19 protein-coding genes are annotated in these 19996 nt (G+C 73.6%); 7 read left to right on the top strand and 12 right to left on the bottom strand.

The window, feature by feature from the left end; translation table 11 throughout:
- Window positions 1-51: 51 nt before the first annotated feature.
- From def to NQU55_RS11280, 8 genes are all read right to left on the bottom strand, one after another.
- Complete coding sequence (def, locus tag NQU55_RS11315) at window positions 52-696, bottom strand: peptide deformylase (RefSeq protein ID WP_168096998.1); 645 nt, start codon at window positions 694-696, stop codon at window positions 52-54.
- Window positions 697-765: 69 nt separating this feature from the next.
- Entirely contained in the window at window positions 766-1752 is a 987-nt protein-coding gene (locus NQU55_RS11310) for a tetratricopeptide repeat protein (RefSeq protein ID WP_058047142.1), read from the bottom strand.
- Between the two features lie 277 nt (window positions 1753-2029).
- A complete protein-coding gene (locus NQU55_RS11305) occupies window positions 2030-3292 on the bottom strand; it encodes an HD domain-containing protein (RefSeq protein WP_256790399.1) in 1263 nt (420 codons plus the stop codon).
- Window positions 3293-3309: 17 nt separating this feature from the next.
- Complete coding sequence (locus NQU55_RS11300) at window positions 3310-4677, bottom strand: HD-GYP domain-containing protein (protein WP_168094086.1); 1368 nt, start codon at window positions 4675-4677, stop codon at window positions 3310-3312.
- 294 nt (window positions 4678-4971) lie between these two features.
- Entirely contained in the window at window positions 4972-5376 is a 405-nt protein-coding gene (rsrA, locus tag NQU55_RS11295; protein ID WP_240976532.1) for a mycothiol system anti-sigma-R factor, read from the bottom strand.
- A complete protein-coding gene (locus NQU55_RS11290; RefSeq protein WP_372504681.1) occupies window positions 5373-6104 on the bottom strand; it encodes a sigma-70 family RNA polymerase sigma factor in 732 nt (243 codons plus the stop codon). Before NQU55_RS11290 ends, rsrA begins: the two co-directional genes overlap by 4 nt.
- Window positions 6105-6558: 454 nt before the next feature.
- On the bottom strand, window positions 6559-7197 hold the full coding sequence (locus tag NQU55_RS11285; protein WP_168094084.1) for an alpha/beta hydrolase family protein: 639 nt from the start codon (window positions 7195-7197) through the stop codon (window positions 6559-6561).
- Window positions 7198-7276: 79 nt separating this feature from the next.
- The gene (locus tag NQU55_RS11280; RefSeq protein ID WP_168094087.1) at window positions 7277-8110 is read right to left on the bottom strand and encodes an SOS response-associated peptidase; all 834 of its coding nucleotides are present in this window, start codon (window positions 8108-8110) and stop codon (window positions 7277-7279) included.
- A 42-nt stretch (window positions 8111-8152) separates the two neighbouring features.
- Between NQU55_RS11280 and NQU55_RS11275 the strand changes: the two genes are divergently transcribed.
- From NQU55_RS11275 to NQU55_RS11260, 4 genes are all read left to right on the top strand, one after another.
- A complete protein-coding gene (locus NQU55_RS11275; RefSeq protein ID WP_168094083.1) occupies window positions 8153-8866 on the top strand; it encodes a M50 family metallopeptidase in 714 nt (237 codons plus the stop codon).
- 120 nt (window positions 8867-8986) lie between these two features.
- Entirely contained in the window at window positions 8987-10357 is a 1371-nt protein-coding gene (gene aroA / locus NQU55_RS11270; protein WP_168094082.1) for a 3-phosphoshikimate 1-carboxyvinyltransferase, read from the top strand.
- Between the two features lie 20 nt (window positions 10358-10377).
- Complete coding sequence (gene rsgA, locus NQU55_RS11265) at window positions 10378-11385, top strand: ribosome small subunit-dependent GTPase A (RefSeq protein ID WP_168094081.1); 1008 nt, start codon at window positions 10378-10380, stop codon at window positions 11383-11385.
- 88 nt (window positions 11386-11473) lie between these two features.
- Complete coding sequence (locus NQU55_RS11260; protein WP_030366234.1) at window positions 11474-11797, top strand: DMT family transporter; 324 nt, start codon at window positions 11474-11476, stop codon at window positions 11795-11797.
- A 16-nt stretch (window positions 11798-11813) separates the two neighbouring features.
- Here the strand turns inward: NQU55_RS11260 and NQU55_RS11255 are convergent, their stop codons facing one another.
- From NQU55_RS11255 to NQU55_RS11245, 3 genes are read right to left on the bottom strand one after another with little or no spacing between them, the layout of a single operon-like run.
- On the bottom strand, window positions 11814-13865 hold the full coding sequence (locus NQU55_RS11255) for a dipeptide ABC transporter ATP-binding protein (RefSeq protein WP_168094080.1): 2052 nt from the start codon (window positions 13863-13865) through the stop codon (window positions 11814-11816).
- Entirely contained in the window at window positions 13846-14805 is a 960-nt protein-coding gene (locus NQU55_RS11250) for an ABC transporter permease (protein ID WP_372504679.1), read from the bottom strand. Before NQU55_RS11250 ends, NQU55_RS11255 begins: the two co-directional genes overlap by 20 nt.
- A 15-nt stretch (window positions 14806-14820) precedes the next feature.
- A complete protein-coding gene (locus tag NQU55_RS11245; RefSeq protein ID WP_256790411.1) occupies window positions 14821-15804 on the bottom strand; it encodes an ABC transporter permease in 984 nt (327 codons plus the stop codon).
- 166 nt (window positions 15805-15970) lie between these two features.
- Here NQU55_RS11245 and NQU55_RS11240 point away from each other — a divergent pair, with 166 nt between their 5' ends.
- Complete coding sequence (locus NQU55_RS11240; protein ID WP_168095315.1) at window positions 15971-17671, top strand: ABC transporter family substrate-binding protein; 1701 nt, start codon at window positions 15971-15973, stop codon at window positions 17669-17671.
- Between the two features lie 108 nt (window positions 17672-17779).
- On the opposite strand, the gene NQU55_RS11235 is transcribed toward NQU55_RS11240, so the two are convergent.
- Window positions 17780-18430, bottom strand: coding sequence for a TetR/AcrR family transcriptional regulator (locus NQU55_RS11235; RefSeq protein WP_168095316.1), 651 nt, complete (start codon window positions 18428-18430; stop codon window positions 17780-17782).
- A gap of 126 nt (window positions 18431-18556) precedes the next feature.
- Here NQU55_RS11235 and hisN point away from each other — a divergent pair, with 126 nt between their 5' ends.
- Window positions 18557-19363, top strand: coding sequence for a histidinol-phosphatase (gene hisN, locus NQU55_RS11230; RefSeq protein ID WP_168095317.1), 807 nt, complete (start codon window positions 18557-18559; stop codon window positions 19361-19363).
- Window positions 19364-19520: 157 nt separating this feature from the next.
- Window positions 19521-19943 (top strand): CBS domain-containing protein, encoded by a 423-nt coding sequence (locus NQU55_RS11225; protein ID WP_168095318.1) that lies wholly within the window; start codon window positions 19521-19523, stop codon window positions 19941-19943.
- The last annotated feature ends 53 nt before the right edge of the window (window positions 19944-19996 follow it).

Below are 19996 nucleotides of genomic sequence, written 5' to 3'. Positions count from 1 at the left end.
CCCCCCCCCCGCGGGGGGGGGGCGCCCGCCACACGTGCGTCGTGCGCGAGGTCAGTCGTTGGCGACGACCGGGTAGCGCGGCGTGCCCTCTTCCATCTGCTTCAGGGCGTCCTTGCGGTCGCGCTTGGAGAGGCGGTCGATGTAGAGCCGGCCGTAGAGGTGGTCGGTCTCGTGCTGCAGGCAGCGTGCGAAGTAGCCCGTGCCCTGGACGCGGATGGGGTTGCCCTGGGCGTCCTGGCCGCTGACGACCGCGTAGTCGGGGCGGGCGAGGGAGGCGTAGGCGGTGGGGACGGAGAGGCAGCCCTCGTTGGAGTCGTCCAGGATCCGGCGGTCGGCCGGGAGGTCCTCCAGGACGGGGTTGCACACGGTGCCCACGTGGCGGACGCCCTCGTCGTCCATGCAGTCGTAGACGAAGACCTTGAGGTCGACGCCGATCTGGTTGGCGGCGAGGCCCACGCCCTCCGCGGTGCGCTGGCTCGCGAACATGTCGTCGATCAGCTGCGCGAGCTCGGCGTCGAACGAGGTGACGTCCTTGCACTCGCGGTGCAGGACGGGGTTGCCGACCACGGTGATCGGGCGGGACGTGCCGCGCTCGCGGTGCGCGAGCTCGCGCTCCTCGCAGTCCTCGGTGTCCACGATGAACTCGTCGTCCACCGGCTGGTCGGTCTCTTGCTGCGACTGCTGCGACTGCGACATGTCCGCCGTTATGCCTCTCTCAAAACCCAAAAGGATGCCTATACAGGGTAAGGGGCCCCCTCGGGGGCGTCAGCAGACCTCTTCCAGATCACGCCACTCGCGTGTGTCGGGGCTGTCCGCGACCCAGCCGTCCAGCAGGCCCCGCACCAGCCCGGCGGGGGCGGCGATGCCGCACTCGCGCTCGGGCACCCACAGGGAGCCGGAGCCGGCCGTGCGGTGCCCGAGGGGGCCGGGGTGGCCGGGCTCGCTGTGGTCGTGCGGGTCGAGGTGCTCGCCGTTGCCCTCGTCGCTGGGCATGCGGCTCTCGGAGCACGTGCGGCACAGCAGGCGCACGGACGAGGACCAGTCCTCGGCGGCGAAGCCGGCGTCGGCCGCGAGGCGCTCCAGGGCGTCCCGGTCGGCCTCCGTGGCGGCCTCCAGCAGCACGACCCACGTCGGCACGGGCGAGGGTGCCCACAGTTCGATCTCGTCGAAGACGGGATAGGAGGGCCCGGCGGCGGTGACGCGCTCGCCGTGCGGGACGCCGTCGTGCAGCACGACCTCGCCCCAGCGGCGCCCCGAGGAGGGCAGCGGGATGGAGAGGACCTCCATGCGGGCCGGGTCGAGCCTGCGGCCCCAGACGACCTCCGCCTCGCCCTCGGGCGAGAGTCTGACGGCCGCGCTGCCCAGCTCCATGCCGACGGGCTCGCCGGCCGGGGTGCCCTCGCCGGGGACCCGCAGGCCGTACGCCTGCCAGGCGCGGCGGGCCAGGGGCCAGTCCTGCAGGGCGGTGGCGGCGATGCCCACGTTCCACCAGTCCGGGGCGCCGGCCTCGCGGTCCAGGAGCGCCACGGCGCGCAGCCCCGCGGCGCGGGCCTGCTCCCAGTCGTGGCGGAACTTGTGCAGCAGCGCCAGGTTGAACCACGACTCCGAGAGCCACGGCTCCATGTCCGCCGCGCGCGTCAGCAACGCGCCCGCGTCCTCGTACCGGCCGTCGCCGATGAGCGTGAAGGCACGGTCGGTGGCCTGCCGCCACGAGGCGGAAGGCCGGTGCCGTACCTTGCCGAAGATCCTCACGATTCCCGCCTGCCGGTTTCTGCGTGCGACCACGCCGGATGACCCAGGTGAAGGCCGCCGTCCTCCCTGACGACAACCTGCCACATCTCACTCGCTCCGGGAAGTCGCGACCGATCCGCCTCCGTGCCGGAGGCGGCGCGCCCGACGCCCCCCCGTCGTCTCCGTGGTTTCCCCGTCTTTCTCTGTCGTCTTCTCCTCTTCGCATCCAACCATGCCCCTTTGGACGCCCGCTCATTACCCGTGGGTTCACCGCGGTACTCCCGCTTTGACCGGACTCTTACCCCTGGTCCGGCCCCGGTCCACCCCCGCCGCGCCCCGGCTCCGCTCCCCCGCCGCCGCCCCCGCGCGCGAGCACCCTGGCCAGGGCCGCCACGACCTGCGGGTCGTGTTCGCGGGCGGTGTCGAGGCGCAGCCGCTCCAGGGCGCACAGGGGCCCGCAGCCGGTCCGGCCCACGTGGTCCTCGAAGGCGTTGACGGTGCGGACGACGCGGGCGGCGAGCGGCTGCTCGCGGTAGGGGTCCGCCTGCCGCTCCACGACGACGGCGACGTCGGAGGGCACCCCGGTCTGGCGGACCACGGCCCCGCCCAGGAGGGCGATGCGGCGGCGCTGCTCGGGGGGCAGCGGCTCCGTGGCCCCGGCCGGGACGGGGTCGAGGAGGGAGAGCTGGCCGATGTCGTGCATCAGCGCCGCGTACTCCAGAACGGTGAGGTCCGTCTCGGACAGGCCGAGCTCGCGTCCCGCGGCTCTGCTGAGGGCGGCGACGCGGCGGGCGTGCCCGGCCGGGGTGTGGCCGGCGATCTCCGTGGAGCGGGCGAGGGAGGCGATGGTCTGGTGGTACGTGGCCCGTACGGCGGTGTAGCGGTGGAAGGAGAGCTGGGTGAGCAGCAGGGGCAGGCAGAAGACCGGCAGGGCCCACAGTCCGGCGACGCCCACGGCGAGGGCCATGACGGCGCCGGTGGCGCAGATCGCGGTGCCGATGCCGGCGAGGGCGCGCAGCTCGTCGCGGAGGACGGGCCCGTAGGGGTCGCCGGTGCGGGCGCGGGTGAGGACCGCGGCGAGCACGGCGTCGAAGAGGGTGGTCAGCGCGAGGACGAGGAGCAGGACGAAGGCGTAGGCGGGGCCGTGGCCGGGCCAGCGGTCGAGGACGCCGGAGTGGTGCAGGGGCTGGAAGCAGAGGGCGGCGAAGCCGGTGGTGAGCAGGCGGCGGGCGAGGTGGTCGCGGGTGGGCGGGCGGCCGACCGCCCCGGCGAGGGTCGCGGCGAGCACGACGGCGACGACCTGCGGGGCGCAGTGCGCGGTGGGCCGGCCGCCGATCTCCCCGAGCAGGGCGTAGGAGAGGGCTCCGGCGGCGCCGACGGGGGCGGTCTGGCGGTCGCCGGGGCCGGTCGTGGGGCGGCGGCGCCGGGCGGCCTCGCCGACGGCGATCAGGAGGGCGTAGGCGAGGGCGACCCGCGGCTGGGCGACGCCGTGCCAGGCGGTGCGGGCCAGGGCGGCCAGGGAGAGCGCCACGGCCGCGGCGTGCACGCTCCGTATCAGCATCGGGTCACCGCGTCCCGTCACCCCTCACCTCCCGGGTGGCCGGCCCCGGTGACCGGCCGGCGGGAAGAAGGGACGTTTCCGCTGGGCGGAGTTGCACTCTCCGTAGCCTCCGAGGTCACTGTCGAATGCCATCCGTGACGGTCGAGGGCCGCGGACAGGGCCGCGACCATACGAGGGTCGAACTGGCTTCCCGCGCAGCGGTGGAGCTCGGCGAGGGCGGCCGGTACGGGACGGGCCCGGCTGTAACTGCGCGTGGAGGTCATGGCGTCGAACGCGTCGGCGACGGCCACGATGCGGGCGAACAAGGGGATCTGAGGGCCCATCAGACCGTAGGGATAGCCGCTGCCGTCCAGGCGCTCGTGGTGGTGCAGGATCGCGGCCCGCGCCTCGTCCAGGAAGCCGATGCCGCGCACCATCTCGTGCCCGTACTCCGGGTGCAGCTCGATGACGCGCCGCTCCTCCGGGGTGAGCGGCCCGTCCTTGCGCAGCAGGCGGGTGGGGACGCCGAGCTTGCCGACGTCGTGCAGGATGCCCGCGAAGCGCAGCGCCTCCAGCCGCTCCCCGGCCATGCCGAGCTCGCGGCCGATGAGCACCGAGGCGCGCCCCACGCGCTCGCTGTGGCCGCGGGTGTACTGGTCCTTGAGGTCGACGGCCTGGACGAGCGCGCGGATGGTCGCCTGGTGGGCGGCCCGCTCGCGCTCGCAGCGGTCCAGGAACCAGGATGAGACGGACATCGGCAGCAGGATGAGCAGCGCCGTGGCCGGGCCGTAGGCGCTGTGCCAGAGGGCCGCGGTCAGCAGCCCGATGGGGCCGTGCACGAGGGCCGGCAGCAGCGGGCCGGGCAGCAGGAGCCCGCTCCACGCGGCGCGCGGGCGGCGGCGCTCGGCGGCCACGCGGACGGCGCCGTCGAGGGCTGCGGCGACGAGCGAGAGGACGAGGGCCGCGGCGAGGGCGGGCGGCAGGGCGGAGGGGAAGTCCGCGGGGGCCACCGGGGGGAAGCCCGCTCCCGGAGCGGCGGGCGGCGCCGTGGCCGGGGCCGTGAGGGCGAAGACGTGGGAGGCCGCGCAGGTGGCCAGCGAGAGCTGGGCGGCGTGCCACAGCCGCCGGACCCACGCCGGGCGCTGCTCGACGCGGCCGGCGAGCGCGCCCGGGACGGCCACGAGCCCCGCGGCGGCGGGCGGCAGCAGGAACGCCCCGGCGAGCAGGACGGGCAGGGTCAGGGTGCGGCGCGGCAGGCGCTCGCAGACGGCGCAGACCGCGGCCAGGAGGGCCACCGCGCCCCAGGGGACGCCGTGGGCGGACCGCAGGGCGGGGGCTGCGCACAGGGCGGCGGCGAGGGCGGCGCACAGGACACAGGCGCGCGCTGCCGCCGGAAGTGCCCCCATGGTGCGTCCTCCCGTCCCTGAGGTGCCGGCATGCTTGCCGTCAGGAAGGGGAGAATAGGGTTCGGCGCGGCCGGGGAACGGCGCATTCGGGGATTGCCCCACGCGAACCGACCAGATGCACACCTTCGGGTGATAATCCCCGCCGGGCGGCATGCCGGGCCCGGGCCGCATCAGGCCCGGAAGGGCTACGCGCATCAGGCCCGGAAGGGCTACGCAGAGGGACGCGGAGGAACTACGCGAACGGACGCGGACCGCGCGGTGCGGGCACCGCGCCCGCGTCTACCGCGCCCGCTTCTACTCCTGTGCCGTGGCGCCCAGGGGGCCCGCACCGGCGGAGCCGCCCGACGCGCTGCGGACGCCCCGGTCGCTCCGGTCGCCCTGCGTCAGGGCGGCGGCCTCCGCCGCCCTGGCCTCGGCCACGACGTCCTGGTCGGGCACGGACTGCCCGGCGCGGATCAGCTCGATCCGGCCCATCACCTTCGAGCGCAGGTCGGCGGGCACGTCGTCATGCCCGCAGCAGCGCTTGACCAGCTTCTTCACCGCCTGTTCCAGGCCGTATTTCTCCAGGCACGGGGAGCACTCGTCGATGTGCACCTCGAACTTGGCGCAGTCCCCGTCGGGCATCTCGTGGTCGAGGAACTCGTAGAGGTGGTCGAGGACCTCGGAGCAGTCCGTCTCGTGCGGGTCTCCGCAGCTCATGAGTCCGAGCCTTTCCGGTTGTGCGACTCGTCGGAGCCGTTCGGCGCGGGGGCCGCCCCGGCCGGGACGAGACCCCGCTCACGGGCGTAGTCCTCCAGCATTCCGCGCAGCTGGCGGCGGCCCCGGTGGAGCCGGGACATGACCGTGCCGATGGGCGTACCCATGATGTCCGCGATCTCCTTGTACGCAAAGCCCTCGACGTCCGCGAGGTAGACCGCTATCCGGAATTCCTCGGGGATGGCCTGGAGGGCCTCCTTGACATCGGAGTCCGGAAGGTGGTCCAGCGCCTGGGACTCGGCGGAGCGCAGGCCGGTCGACATGTGCGACTCGGCACGGGCCAGCTGCCAGTCCTCGATCTCCTCCGACGCGCTGCGCAGCGGCTCGCGCTGCTTCTTGCGGTAGGAGTTGATGAAGGTGTTGGTCAGGATGCGGTACAGCCACGCCTTGAGGTTCGTGCCGTCGCGGAACTGGTGGAAGGACGCGTACGCCTTGGCATAGGTCTCCTGCACCAGGTCCTCCGCGTCCGCCGGGTTGCGCGTCATGCGCAGGGCCGCGGAGTACATCTGGTCGAGGAAGGTGAGGGCGTCGCGCTCGAACCGGGCGTTGCGCTCGGCGGCGCTCTCCGCGCCGGCGGCCCCGCCCGTGGCGGCGGCGTTCTCGGTGGCGCTCTTCATGCCCGTGGCCCCGGTGTCTTCGGTCCCCTCGTCGGTCCCAGTGACCGGACCCACCTCCTCCAACACGACGGCAGGACCGGATGCGGACCCGCTCGAATCGGAGAATAGACGACGATCCCGCCCGTCCGCCGCTCCAGCCGGGGCGGGCTGCGCCACATGCAGTGCCGCCCACCCCAGGTCAGCGGTCTGCGGGCGGGACAGGCAGGCGGTCGAACCCATGCGGCGAGCTCCTATTCCTCGGTCGGCCAGTGGCCACCGGTCCAGTAGCTGATGACGACTGGCACAACAGCGCCCGGGCGCGGGGCATTCCCGGAATCCTCCGGAATTCAACGGCTCTTTCGGAATGCGGAATTCCGGAGAGACGGCGGATGTATCGCGGGGCCCGGCTTCCTTACGGGCTCCGGCGGATCCGGCTGCCTTACGGGCCCGGCGGATCCGGCTGCCTTACGGGCCCGGCGGATCCGGCTTCCTTGCGGGCCCGGCGGATCCGGCTGCCGCGCCGGCGGCTTCAGCCGTCGGCGCCGGCGCCGACGCCCTCCAGCCAGCCGGCCACGGCCTCCGTGAGGCCGGCCAGGGCCTCCTCCTGCCCGACGTCCGCCTTCTTCGGCACGGCGAAGCCGTGGTCCCCGTGCGGCACGGGGACCGGGCGGGTGCCGGCCGGGAACTCCTCGGGGCGGCCGAACGGGTCCTTGGCGCCCTGGACGACGAGGGTGGGCAGGCCGGCGCCGGTCAGCTCGTCCGCGCGGGACTTCTCCGGCTTGCCCGGCGGGTGGAGCGGGAAGCTCAGGGCGAGCACGGCGACGGCACCGAGGCCGGCCGCGGTGCGGCAGGCGACGCGGGCGCCCGCGCTGCGGCCGCCGGCCACGACCGGGTGCCCGGGCTTCCGCAGCGCCGGCCACAAGGCCGTCCAGGCGGCGTCCAGCGTCTTCGGCGCCGGGGCGACCTTCTTGCCGGCGACGCGCCAGGGCTGCTCCACCAGGGCGACGGTGACGCCGCGGGCGGGCAGCGCGGCGGCGAGGGCCTGCAGGTCGCGGGCCTCGACGCCACCGCCGGCGCCGTGGCCGAGGGCGAGCACGAGGCGCGCCTGCGGGGCGGGGTACCAGTGGATCCGGGCGTCGCCCGCGGGGGTGGGAACGGTCTCGATCACCCGTCCATCTTCGTCCACCGCGCCCGGAAACCCCTCGGCCCCGGAACCCCGTGCAGCGCTCGATCCCCCGGACGATCCCTCAGAACAGCGTCGCTTCCTCCGGCGCGTCCAGTTCCTTCAGGAGCTCGGGGCCGTTCTTGCGGACGTCGCTGACCGCGGTCGCGACCGGGTAGGCGCGGACGGATCCCGCGGGCGGCGGGGCGAGCAGGGCGCGCAGCTCCTCCACGTCCGTGCACGCCGGGTCCAGCCAGGCGTCCCACCGGTCGGGCGGCAGCACCAGCGGCATCCGGGGGTGGATCTCGGCCAGGGAGCGGGGCCCGCCGCCGTCCGGGGCCGCGTCCCCCTCCGCGGAGGCGAACGGCGCGGGCTCGGCCTCCGTCGTGATCACCGTGCAGGTGGCCCACCAGGCATGGGGGTGGTCGGGCGGCAGCGCCGGGTCGCGCCAGAACTCGTACAGCCCGGCCATCGCCATGACCGAGCCGTCGGCCGAGGTGACGAAGTAGGGCTGCTTCCGGGTCCTCTTCCTACGGCCCTGCTCCTCCAGCTCCCGCTCGGCCGCACCGGTGACCCACTCGTAGTATCCGTCGGCGGGTATCAGACAGCGGCGCCTCTCGAAGGCCTGCCGGTAGGACGGCTTCTCGTGGACGGTCTCGGACCGGGCGTTGATCATCTTCGCGGCGCCCTCGGGCGACTTCGCCCACGGCGGGACCAGCCCCCAGCGCAGCGGGCGCAGCTGGCGAACCGGACGCCGGTCGGCTGCGTCTTTCAGAGGACGTTCGAGCACCGCGTGGACGCTCTTCGTCGGGGCCACGTTCCAGTCCGGAGCGAGGGCCTCCGCCGGCTCCCACTTCCCGATGCCGAAGAGCCCCACGAGATCCTCGGGCTCCCGGCTCGCCGCATATCGACCGCACATGTTCGCCAACCCTGCCACGGACCCACGAGGAGCCGCGCACAAATGGACAGCACCGAAGCCACCGCCCTGTGGGACCGCGTGGTGGGGACCCAGCCCGCGCCCTCCGTGTGGCTGGTGGCCGCCACGGGGCTCGTCGCCCTCGCGGCGGTGGCCCCGCGCGGCATATGGCTGGTGACCCGCAACGCCGTCACCATCGCCCACGAGGGCGGCCACGGGCTGGTGGCCCTGCTCGCCGGGCGGCGGCTGGAGGGCATCCGGCTGCACTCGGACACCTCGGGCCTGACCGTCTCGCGCGGCAAGCCGACCGGCCTCGGCATGATCCTCACCGCCGCCGCGGGCTACCCGGCCGCCTCGCTGCTGGGGCTCGGCGGCGCGTGGCTGCTCTCCGCCGGTCACATCACGGCGCTGCTGTGGGTCGCGACGGCGCTGCTCGCCGCGATGCTGCTGATGATCCGCAACGCGTACGGGGTGCTGACGGTGGTGCTCTCGGGCTCCCTGTTCGTGCTGGTCTCCTGGCTGGCGGGGCCGGCCGTGCAGGCCCTGTTCGCGTACGGGGTGGTGTGGTTCCTGCTGCTCGGCGGCGTCCGCCCGGCCTTCGAGCTGCAGAGCAAGCGCCGCTACGGAGGGGCTCCCGACTCGGACGCGGACCAGCTCGCGCGGCTCACCCACCTGCCCGCCACGGTGTGGCTGGTTTTCTTCCATGTGATCTCGCTGTGCGCGCTGACCGGCGGGGGCCGCTGGCTGCTGGGGCTGTGATCCGGGAGGGGCGCGTACGGGGCGCACACGGGGCACCGGCGGCCGCCGCCCGGGCCGGGAACCTCAGGCCATAGGACTTCGGGGACCGAACCACGCGGCGAACGTCAGTAAGGTAAAGGCATGACCGAGAACCCCGCGCACACCGACCTCTGGCCCGCCCCCCTCGCCACGGGAGCGGTCGACGCGACCGTCACCGTGCCCGGTTCGAAGTCGGTCACCAACCGCGCCCTGGTGCTGGCCGCGCTCGCCTCCGAGCCCGGCTGGCTGCGCCGCCCCCTGCGCTCCCGCGACACCCTGCTGATGGCCGAGGCGCTGCGCGCCATGGGCGTCGGCATCGAGGAGACCGTCTCCTCCAGCTCCGGCGACGCGGACGGCCCGGCGGGCTCCGGCGAGGCGTGGCGAGTGATCCCCGCGCGGCTGCGCGGCCCCGCCACCGTGGACGTCGGCAACGCCGGCACCGTGATGCGCTTCCTGCCGCCCGTGGCGAGCCTGGCCGACGGCCCGATCCGCTTCGACGGCGACCCGCGCAGCTACGAGCGCCCCCTGCACGGCGTGATCGACGCGCTGCGCGCCCTGGGCGCCCGCATAGACGACAACGAGCGCGGCGCCCTGCCCCTGACCGTGCACGGCGGCGGCGCCCTGGAGGGCGGCACCGTCGAGATCGACGCCTCCTCCTCGTCGCAGTTCGTGAGCGCGCTGCTGCTGTCCGGCCCGCGCTTCAACCAGGGCGTCGAGGTCCGGCACGTGGGCTCCGTGCTGCCCTCGATGCCGCACATCCGGATGACCGTCGACATGCTCCGCCAGGCCGGTGCGCAGGTGGACACCCCCGAGTCCGGCGGCGAGCCGAACGTGTGGCGGGTCTCCCCCAGCGCCCTGCTCGGCCGCGACGTCGTGATCGAGCCGGACCTGTCCAACGCTGCGCCGTTCCTGGCCGCCGCCCTGGTCACCGGCGGCCGCGTCACCGTCCCCGACTGGCCCGAGCGCACCACCCAGCCCGGCGACGCCCTGCGGGAGATCTTCACCGCGATGGGCGGCTCCTGCGAGCTGACCGAGGCCGGCCTGACCTTCACCGGCACCGGCCGCATCATCGGCATCGACGCCGACCTGCACGAGGTCGGCGAGCTGACCCCGGTGATCGCCGCCGTCGCGGCGCTCGCCGACTCCGAGTCCACCCTGCGCGGCATCGCCCACCTGCGGCTGCACGAGACGGACCGGCTGGCCGCCCTGGCCAAGGAGATCAACGAGCTCGGCGGCGACGTCACCGAGACCGAGGACGGGCTGCACATCCGCCCGCGCCCGCTGCACGGCGGCGTCTTCCACACCTACGAGGACCACCGGCTCGCCACCGCGGCCGCCGTCATCGGCCTCGCGGTCGACGGCGTCCAGGTGGAGAACGTGGCCACCACCGCCAAGACCCTGCCCGACTTCCCGGAGCTGTGGACCGGGATGCTCGGAACCGTCGCGGGGGCGGCGACGGCGCCGAGAGTCTGAGAGATCCAGGAAAGCCAGCAATGCGCCGCTACGGCAAGAACCCCGACGAGGACGACGTCCGCGTCCGCCCCAACCGCAAGGGCAACCGCCCCCGCACCAACATCCGCCCCAAGCACGAGGACGCCGCCGAGGGCTTCGTCCTGACCGTCGACCGCGGCCGGCTGACCTGTCTGGTCGAGGACCGGATCGTGATGACGATGAAGGCCCGCGAGCTGGGCCGCAAGGGCGTCGTGGTCGGTGACCGGGTCGCGGTCGTCGGGGATCTTTCCGGCGCGAAGGACACCCTCGCGCGCATCGTGCGGGTCGAGGAGCGCTCGTCGGTGCTGCGCCGCACGGCGGACGACGACGACCCCTTCGAGCGCGTGGTGGTGGCCAACGCCGACCAGCTCGCGATCGTCACCGCCCTCGCGGACCCCGAGCCGCGGCCCCGGCTCATCGACCGCTGTCTGGTCGCCGCGTTCGACGCGGGGCTGGAGCCGCTGCTCGTCCTGACGAAGTCGGACCTGGCCTCGCCGGACAAGCTCCTGGAGTCCTACGGCTCGCTGGGCGTGCAGTACGTGGTCACCAGCCGCGAGGAGCTCGCGGACGGCGGCGCCGCGGACCGGGTCCGCGAGCGGCTGGAGGGCCGGGTCACCGCGTTCGTCGGCCACTCCGGCGTCGGCAAGACGACCCTGGTCAACGCGCTCGTCCCGGACCGGCAGCGGGCCACCGGCCACGTGAACGCGGTCACCGGCCGCGGCCGGCACACCACGACCTCCGCGCTGGCCCTGCCGCTGCCCGGGGGTTCGGGCTGGGTCATCGACACCCCGGGCGTGCGGTCGTTCGGCCTCAACCACATCGATCCGTCCCGCGTCATCCACGCCTTCCCCGACCTGGAACCGGGCACGGAGGGCTGCCCGCGGGCCTGCAGCCACGACGAGCCGGACTGCGCGCTGGACGCGTGGGTGACCGACGGCCACGCCGATCCGCAGCGCCTCTACTCGCTGCGCCGACTGCTTTCCACGCGGGAGCGACGCGAAGGCGACTGATCGCCTACGTTTGCGAGTGACCGCCAGTGGCAAGGGCATCAAGCACACCGGGACGGACGGCGGTCACCGAGACACGGGAGGCAAACTGATGGCGTGGCTGCTGGTCGTGGTCGCCGGACTGCTGGAAACCGGCTTCGCGGTCTGTCTCAAGCTCTCCCACGGTTTCACCCGGCTGTGGCCGACGATCGCGTTCGCGTGCTTCGCGCTCGGCAGCTTCGGCCTGCTGACACTCTCCCTCAAGAAGCTCGACGTGGGCCCGGCCTACGCGGTGTGGACGGGCATCGGCGCGGCCGGCACGGCGATCTACGGCATGGTCTTCCTCGGCGACCTGGTCTCGACGCTGAAGCTGGTGTCGATCGGCCTGGTGATCCTGGGAGTGATGGGCCTTCAGCTGTCGGGCTCGGCGCACTGAGGCCCGCCCGGACCCGCTACGCGCCGGCGAAGTGACAGGCCGCCACCTGCTCACCGCCGAACGACCGCGGCACCGGCCGCACCCCCTCGCACCGCGCCCGGTCCGCGTCCCCCAGCCCCGCGTACAGCCCGCACCGCCCGCGGAACCGGCACCCCTCGTCCCGTACCTCGGGGCTGGGCGGATCGCCCGCCAGCAGGATCCGTTCGCGGGAGCGCTCCCGCGCGGGGTCGGGCACCGGTACGGCCGACAGCAGCGCCTGCGTGTACGGGTGCCGCGGCCGGGCGAAGACCTCCTCGACCGGCCCGGACTCCACGGTGCGGCCGAGGTACATGACGCTGACGCGGTCCGCGACGTGCCGCACGACGGCCAGGTCGTGCGAGACGAAGAGGTAGGCGAGGCCCAGTTCGCGCTTGAGGCGCTGCAGCAGGTTGAGCACGCCGGCCTGCACGGAGACGTCCAGCGCGGACACCGGTTCGTCGAGGACGAGCAGCTCCGGCTCGACGGCGAGCGCCCGCGCGATGCCGATCCGCTGCCGCTGCCCGCCGGAGAACTCGTGCGGGAAGCGGTCCGCGTGGCCGGCCTCCAGGCCGACGAGCTCCAGCAGTCCGGGGACGCGGCCGGCGGCGGCCGCGCGCCCGTGGCCCTGGGCGCGCAGCGGCTCGGCGACGATGTCGCCGACCGGCATCCGCGGGTCCAGGCTCGCCATGGGGTCCTGGAAGACGATCTGTACGGAGCCGCGCAGGGCGTGCGCCTGGCGCTTGGTCAGCGCGGCGGCGGAGCGGCCGAGGATCTCGACCTCCCCGGACTCGGGGGCGGCCAGCCGCAGGATCTCCATCAGGGCGGTGGACTTGCCGGAGCCGGACTCGCCGACGAGTCCCAGGGTCTCGCCCCGCCGGATGTCGAGGTCGACCCCGTCGACGGCGTACACGCTGCCGACGCGGCGGCGGAAGGCGGCACCCTTGAACACCGGGAAGGTCTTGGCCAGCCCCTGGACCCGTAGCACAGCGGGCAGTTCACCGCGCGGCGCGTCGGCGGCGGCGCGCACGGGCGGGAGGCCGGGCACCGGGTAGAGGCCGGGGCCGGGTGTCTTCACGCAGGCCGCGAGGTGGTCGCCGGACCCTGCGAGCGCGGGTTCGTCGGCGCAGGCGTCGTCGGCGAGCGGGCAGCGGGGGGCGAAGGGGCAGCCGCCGGATATTTTCCGCGGGTCGGGCGGTGAGCCGGGGACGGGGGTGAGCGGGCGCCCGCCGGCGTCCGGGCGGGGCACGGCGCCGAGGAGCCCGATGGTGTACGGCATGCGCGGCGCGGCGAACAGCTCGTCCACGGGTGCGCTCTCCACGACGCGGCCCGCGTACATCACGGCGACGCGGTCGGCCATGCCGGCGATCACGCCGAGGTCGTGGCTGACGAGGAGCAGCGCGGCGCCGGTCTCGCGCCGGGCGGTGCGCAGGACGTCGAGGATCTGGGCCTGGACGGTGACGTCGAGGGCGGTGGTGGGCTCGTCGGCGAGGATGACGTCGGGGTCGTTGGCGACGGCCATGGCGATCATCGCGCGCTGGCGCATGCCGCCGGAGAACTCGTGCGGGTAGGCGCGGGCGCGCCGGGCGGGGTCGGGGATGCCGACGAGGTCCAGGAGTTCGACGGCGCGGCGCCGGGCCTTGTCGCGGGTGACGTCCTGGTGGATGCGGACGGCTTCGGCGATCTGGTCGCCGATGCGGTGGACGGGGGTGAGGGCGGAGAGCGGGTCCTGGAAGACCATGGCGACGCGGCTGCCGCGCAGCCGGGACAGCGCCTTCTCCCCCGCGCCGAGCATCTCGGTGCCGCCGGCCAGGACGGAGCCGCGGACGCGTGCGGTGCGGGGCAGCAGCCCCATGGCGGCGAGGGCGACGGTGGACTTGCCGGATCCCGACTCGCCGACGAGGCCGAGGACTTCGCCGCGGTGGAGGGTGAGGCCGACGCCGCGGACGGCGGGGACCGGGCCGCCGGGCCCGTCGAAGTCGACGTGCAGGTCCCGTACGGCCAGGGCGGCCGTGCGGGCCGGGGTCACCGCGTCAGCGGGCGGCGCGGTCATGGGTGGTTCCCTTCCGGCGCGGGCGGCGCCTGGTGCGGTGGTGGCCCGAGGTGGGGTCGAGGGCGTCGCGCAGGCCGTCGCCGAGGAAGTTGACCGCGAGGACGAAGACGACGAGCAGTCCCGCGGCGAAGAAGAACATCCAGGGGTAGGTGAGGGCGGCGTCGGAGCCGTCGGCGATGAGGGTGCCGAGGGAGACGTCGGGGGGCTGCACGCCGAAGCCGAAGTACGACAGGCCGGTCTCGCTCATCACGGCGCCGCCGACGGCGATGGTGGCGTCGACGATGAGGAAGGAGGAGATGTTGGGGAGGATGTGGCGCACGATGATGCGCAGCGGGTGCACCCCCATGAGCTGGGCGGCGCGTACGAATTCGCGCTCCTTGAGGGAGCGGGTCATGGATCGCACCACCCGCGCGGTGATCATCCAGCCGAAGACGGCGAGGAGTCCGACGAAGACGATCCAGCCGCTGTCGCGGAGCCGGGGCGAGACGATGGCGATGATCAGGAAGGCGGGGAAGACGAGGAGGAGGTCGATGAAGAAGGTGACGGCCCGGTCGGCCCAGCCGCCGAAGTAGCCCGCGCAGGCGCCGACGACGGAGGCCAGCACGGTCGAGGTGAGGGCTGTGAGCAGGCCGATCAGCAGCGATTTCTGCAGCCCGTGGAGGACTTGCGCGTACACGTCCTGGCCGATGCGGTTGGTGCCCCACCAGTGGTCGGCGGAGGGCGCTTCGCGGAGCGCGCTGTAGTCGATGTCCGTGTGGCTCCAGGGAGTGAGGTGGGGGCCGGCGAAGGCGAGCAGGAACAGCAGCAGGAGGACGCCGGCGCCGGTGACGGCGTTGCGGTTGGCGGCGAAGCGGCGCAGCGCGGTGCGGCCCCGCCCGCGGGCTGCGGGAGGCGGCGCCGCGGCGGGGCCGGCGGTGGGGACGGTGGCGGTGGTGGTCACGGTCGTGTGCCTCGCTCAGCTGGTGCGGACGCGCGGGTCGAGCGCGGCGTGGAGGACGTCGGCCAGGAAGCCGGAGAGCAGCACCATGACGGCGGCGAACACGTTGACCGCGACGACGGAGTTGACGTCGCTCTTGCCGATGGCGTCGATGAACCACGAGCCCATGCCGTGCCATCCGAAGATCTTCTCGGTGAAGGCGGCGCCGGTGAACAGGGCGAGGAACCCGTAGGCGAAGAACGTGGACATGGGCACGAGCGCGGTGCGCAGGCCGTGGGTGAGGACGGCCCTGCGATGGGTGAGCCCCTTGGCGCGCGCGGTGCGCAGGAAGTCCGAGCCGAGGACGTCGAGCATGGTGCCGCGCTGGTAGCGGCTGTAGGCGGCGGCGGTGCCGAGCGCGATGGAGAGCGTGGGCAGCAGCAGGTGGGCGGCGCGGTCGCCGAGGAGCGTGCCCGCCGAGCCGGTGAGGCCCGGGGTCTTCTCGCCGGTGAAGGAGATCAGTTCGGCGCCGGCGGCCTGGTTGACCTTCATGGCCCCGATCTTGAGCAGGACGGCGAGGAGGAAGGTGGGCGTGGACAGCAGCAGGAAGGCGAGGACGGTGACGGCGCGGTCGGAGAACCGGTACTGCCGGAGCGCGCCCCAGGCACCCGCGAGGATCCCGGCCACGGTGCCGAGCAGGGTGCCCGCGAGCAGCAGCCGCAGGCTGACGCCGACGCGGCGGCCGAACTCCTCGCCCACGCTGCTGCTGTCGATGGTCCGCCCGAAGTCCCCGCGCACCGCGTGCGAGGCCCAGGTGCCGAATCGTTCCAGCAGAGGCGTGTGGTCGTTGATCCCGAGCGCGGTCAGCTGCGCCTCCACCGACTCGGCGGGGGGCGGCGGTTGGCGGCCTTCGAAGTACCCGCGCGGGGAGAGCGCCAGCGACGACAGCACGTACGACAGGAAGACGGCCACGGCCAAAAGCAGCGCATAGTAGCCGAGTCGTTTCGTCAGATAGGCGAGCACGGTGAGTGACACTATCCGGCGGAACCTACCGTTCGGTTTCTTTCTGTTTCGGATGTGTTTCGTGCGCGATAAATGCTGTAAACGCTTGACCGTATGGGCCTGTTGAGGCGGCAGTGACGTGCTTACGGTGGCCGGGCCGCCCGTCCCCCATGAGAGGAAACCCGCCATGATCAGGCCCGTCAGAGCCACCGCCCTCGCGGCCGCGGCCGTCTCCGCCGCGCTGGTGGTCACCGCCTGCGGCAGCGGCTCGGGGAAGTCCACGGACGACGGCGCGCAGGGCCAGGCGGCACCGGCGGCCGGCGCCCAGGACCTCAACCCGCACCCGGCGGAGGACCTGAAGCAGGGCGGCGTCCACAAGGTCTCGATCCAGCAGTGGATCAACCAGTACAACCCCAACCAGACGGACGGCACCCAGGGCGACGCCGCGGCGATCACCGCCCTGGTGGAGCCCGACCTGTTCACCTTCGACGCGAAGGGCGTCCCGCACTCCAACCCGGACTACCTGGCCTCCGCGAAGGTCGTCTCCACCGACCCGCAGGTGGTGTCGTACGAGCTCAACCCCAAGGCCAGGTGGTCGGACGGAAAGCCGCTGGGCGTCGCCGACTTCGAGGCCCAGTGGAAGGCGCTCAGCGGCAAGGACAAGGGCTTCCAGGTCGCCTCCACCAGCGGCTACGACCAGATCGCCAAGGTCGAGCAGGGCAAGGACGAGCACGAGGTGCGGGTCACCTTCGCGACCCCCTTCGCCGACTGGCAGATGCTCTTCGACCCGCTGCTCCCGGCCTCCCTCAACGCGAACCCGGACAGCTTCAACAAGAGCTGGGCGGGTCAGGTGCCGGTCACCGGCAACGCCTGGAAGGTCGGCCGGTACGACAGGACGGCGAAGACCATCACCCTGGTCCCGGACCCCGCCTGGTGGGGCGAGAAGCCGAAGCTGGACAAGTACATCTTCTGGGCCATGGACAGCAAGGCCCGCACCGACGCCTACCTCAACAAGGAGCTCGACGAGGCCCCGGCCTCCACTCCCGAGGCGTACCAGCGCCTCAAGGGCGACCAGGGCACCGACATACGCATCGGCGCGCGCTGGGACCAGGTCACGCTCAGCATGAACGGCGCCCGGGGGCCGCTCCAGGACGTCAAGGCGCGCCAGGCCGTGGCCCTGGGCGTGGACCGCGAGGCGCTGGCGAAGGTGGCGGGCAAGGACCTGCCCTTCCGGCCCAAGGTCGTCAACAACCACTTCTTCATGCCGAACCAGGAGGGCTACCGGGACAACGCCGGCTCCTTCGGCAAGCGGGACGTCGCCCGGGCGAAGAAGCTGCTGGACGAGGCGGGCTGGAAGGAGGAGGGCGCCGGCAAGCCGCGCAGCAAGGACGGCAAGCCGCTCGCCCTGGAGTACGTGATGCCCGCCGACGCGGTCGGGCTCGCCGAGGACCAGGCCAAGCTCACCCAGCAGATGCTCGGCGAGATCGGGATCAAGGTCGACCTGCGCAAGGTCCCGGGCGACGACTACTTCGACCGGTACGTCCACCGGGGCAACTACGACCTCACGCAGTTCCGCCAGGTCGACCGGATCTACCGCTCCAGCTCCTACCAGGACTACCGGCAGCCGGACGGCGACAACGCCTTCACCAACTACGGCCGGGTCTCGTCCCCCGAGGTGGACAGGCTGATGGTGGAGGCGTCCCGGACCACGGACGCCGCGAAGCAGGTCGCGCTGTACAACGAGGCGGACGCCAAGGTCTGGGAGCTCGGTCACTCGGTGCCGCTCTACCAGCGGCCCCAGATCATCGCGATCCGCAAGGGCCTGGCCAACACCGGAGCGCCGGGGCTGGGCGACGAGAACAGCGTCCGGATCGGATGGCTGAAGTAACCCCTGAAGCAACTCCTGGAGTAACTCCTGGAGTAATCAGGTAATCCCTGAAGCGGCCGCCGAAGCGCCGGCTGAAGCGCCGCCTGAAATGCCCGCCGCCCCGGCCGGTCACTGCTCCGGACGGGGTGCTTCCGTCGCCCGCTCGCCCACCAGGGTGCGGACCAGACGGGCGACGTGGCCGGCGGCCTCCTCGTCCGACGCGCCCGGGACGACGACGTAGGACAACGTCAGCCGTACGGCCGCCTCGCAGGCCCACCGCGTGACCTCCGGCGCCCGGTCGGCGGCCGTGCCGGAGACCGCCCGGACGGTGCGGTCGCGGACGGCCTCGGCGAGGGCCGCGGCGCCCGGCCCGGAGCGCCCCCGGGGCGGGGCGAACGGCCCGCGCGGGCCCGGCGGGGCGGGTGCCGCGGCGGCCGGGAGCCGCTCCCCGCGGCACCCCGTGAGCGCGGCCCGGACGAGGGGGTTGGCCCGGGCCGTGCGCAGGATCCAGCAGGCGGCGGCCGCACAGCGCTCCCCGGCGTCCGCGGCGGCGCCGGCGGGCGCGGCCGCCAGGGCCCGCTCGACACCGGCGAGGAAGGCCTCCGCCTCCCGGCGGACCAGGGCGCGGGCGAGGCCGTCCTTGCTGCCGAACTCGTTGTAGAGCGTCTGCCGGGAGACCCCGGCCGCGGCCGCGACGTCGACCATCCGGACCCCGTTCCAGGGCCGGGTGCGAAGCGCCGCGAAGGCCGCGTCCAGCAAGAGCTCTCGTGCCGCGGGCATCGTCGCCTCCCCGGCCGTCCGGCCGCACCACGACTGTGGGCACAGAATTGACGTGCCGCCATACGGTGTCAAGAGCCGTGGGCGGGCCGCGAGTGCCGGAGCGGCGGCCACGGGTACTGTTCAGCCATGTCCGACTACCACGATGATCTGCGGCTGGCCCATGTCCTCGCGGATGCCGCCGACGCGGCCACCATGGACCGGTTCAAGGCCCTCGACCTGAAGGTCGAGACCAAACCGGACATGACCCCGGTGAGCGAGGCGGACAAGGCCGCCGAGGAGCTGATCCGCGGTCACCTGCAGCGCGCGCGTCCGCGCGACGCGGTGCTGGGCGAGGAGTTCGGCAGCGAGGGCACGGGCCCGCGCCGCTGGGTGATCGACCCGATCGACGGCACCAAGAACTACGTGCGCGGGGTGCCGGTCTGGGCCACGCTGATCTCCCTCATGGTGCAGACCGAGTACGCGGGCTCGATCAGCTGGGAGCCCGTCGTGGGCGTGGTGTCGGCACCGGCGCTGGGCCGCCGGTGGTGGGCGGCCCGGGGATCCGGTGCGTACACCGGCCGCAGCCTGACGTCGGCGACCCGCCTGCAGGCGTCCCGCGTGGGCCGTATCGAGGACGCCTCGTTCGCCTACTCCTCGCTCAGCGGCTGGGAGGAGCGCGGCCTGCTGCCGGGCTTCCTCGACCTCACGCGCGACTGCTGGCGCACCCGGGGCTACGGCGACTTCTGGCCGTACATGATGGTCGCCGAGGGGTCGGTGGACATCTGCGCCGAGCCGGAGCTGTCCCTGTGGGACATGGCGGCGAACGTGGTCATCGTGGAGGAGGCCGGCGGCCGCTTCACCGGGCTGGACGGCCGGCCGGGCCCGCACAGCGGCGACGCCGCGGCGTCCAACGGCCTGCTCCACGACGAGCTCCTGGGCTACCTGCGCACGTAGCGCGCCCGGGCGGATCCGGGAGTGCCGCCGAGCGCGGTTACGGCCCTGCGCGCCTCTTGTTGGGCACGCCGTGCCGTGTGACGATGAGGGCCCCACGCTTGTGAACTTGTGAATCCCGGCAGGGGGTTCGCGGTCCACCAAGGAGGTGGCTCCAGCCATGCTCGTCCGCGACGCCATGAGCACGGTGGTCCTCACCATCGGCCCCGCCCACACCCTCCGACAGGCGGCCAGGCTGATGTCCGCGCGCAGGATAGGCGCGGCGGTCGTCCTCGACCCCGATACGAGCGGTCTCGGCATCCTCACCGAGCGGGACATCCTCAACTCCGTCGGCGCCGGGCAGGACCCGGACCGGGAGACCGCCCACGCGCACACCACGACGGACGTCGTCTTCGCGGCGCCCGAGTGGACGCTGGACGAGGCCGCGAACGCCATGTCGCGCGGCGGATTCCGCCACCTGATCGTCCTCGACGGCGAGGGGCCGGTCGGCGTGGTGTCGGTGCGCGACATCGTCCGCTGCTGGCTGCGGACGGGCGCGCACGGGGCCCGCGAGGACGCGGCGGCCGGGGCGCTGGCGGGCTGAGGGCTTCCGGGCAGCCGGGAAGGCCGGAGCCCATTGGCGTCCGGCCTCCCCGG

Source organism: Streptomyces telluris, assembly GCF_024519335.1.
GTDB classification, from domain to species: Bacteria; Actinomycetota; Actinomycetes; order Streptomycetales; family Streptomycetaceae; genus Streptomyces; species Streptomyces telluris.
Note: the sequence above shows the minus strand (reverse complement) of the source record. Positions and strands in the feature narration are given on the sequence as shown.